Origin of the sequence: Thalassovita aquimarina (assembly GCF_018219815.1) — a bacterium.
In the GTDB taxonomy this organism is placed as follows: domain Bacteria; phylum Pseudomonadota; class Alphaproteobacteria; order Rhodobacterales; family Rhodobacteraceae; genus Thalassobius; species Thalassobius aquimarinus.
In genome coordinates, this window is the sequence record NZ_JADMKU010000059.1 from 1 (window position 1) to 623 (window position 623).

Genomic DNA, 623 nt, shown 5'->3' on the forward strand with positions numbered 1-623 from the left:
GCGCCTGCGGAATACGGTCCGCACAAAACGCTCTACAACCGCTGGAAGCGATGGAGCGACAAGGGTGTCTTCGGCCGTATGATGGCGGGCTTGGCCGCCGAGCACGGCGAAGAGAAGACCGTGATGATCGACGCGACCTACCTCAAGGCCCACCGGACAGCGACCAGCATGGGCGTGAAAAAGGGGGGCGTGGACGCCTGATCGGGCGGACCAAAGGCGGCATGAACACCAAGCTGCACGCCATCTGCGATAGCCAGGGTCGCCCGCTTGACCTCTTCGTCACCGCTGGACAGGTCAGCGACTACATCGGCGCACGGGCATTGCTGGGCGGCCTGCCAAAGGTCGAATGGCTGCTCGGGGACCGGGGCTATGACGCAGACTGGTTCAGAGAAGCGTTGAAAGACAAAGGGATACGCGCCTGCATCCCGGGCCGTAAACAGCGCAAGACGACCGTGAAATACGACAAGCGCCGCTACAAACGGCGCAACCGGATCGAGATCATGTTCGGCAGGCTCAAGGATTGGCGACGGGTTGCCACCCGATACGACAGGTGCCCGAAGGTCTTCCTCTCCGCAATCGCGCTCGCTGCAACCGTCATCTATTGGCTATGAGTCCTGACCCTA

Annotated in this window: 1 pseudogene; it reads left to right on the forward strand. The window is 61.8% G+C overall.

Annotation, left to right across the window (positions count from 1 at the left end):
• Positions 1-611 (forward strand): annotated as a pseudogene (locus IT775_RS21165) (IS5 family transposase); the annotation flags it as partial.
• Positions 612-623: the final 12 nt, after the last annotated feature.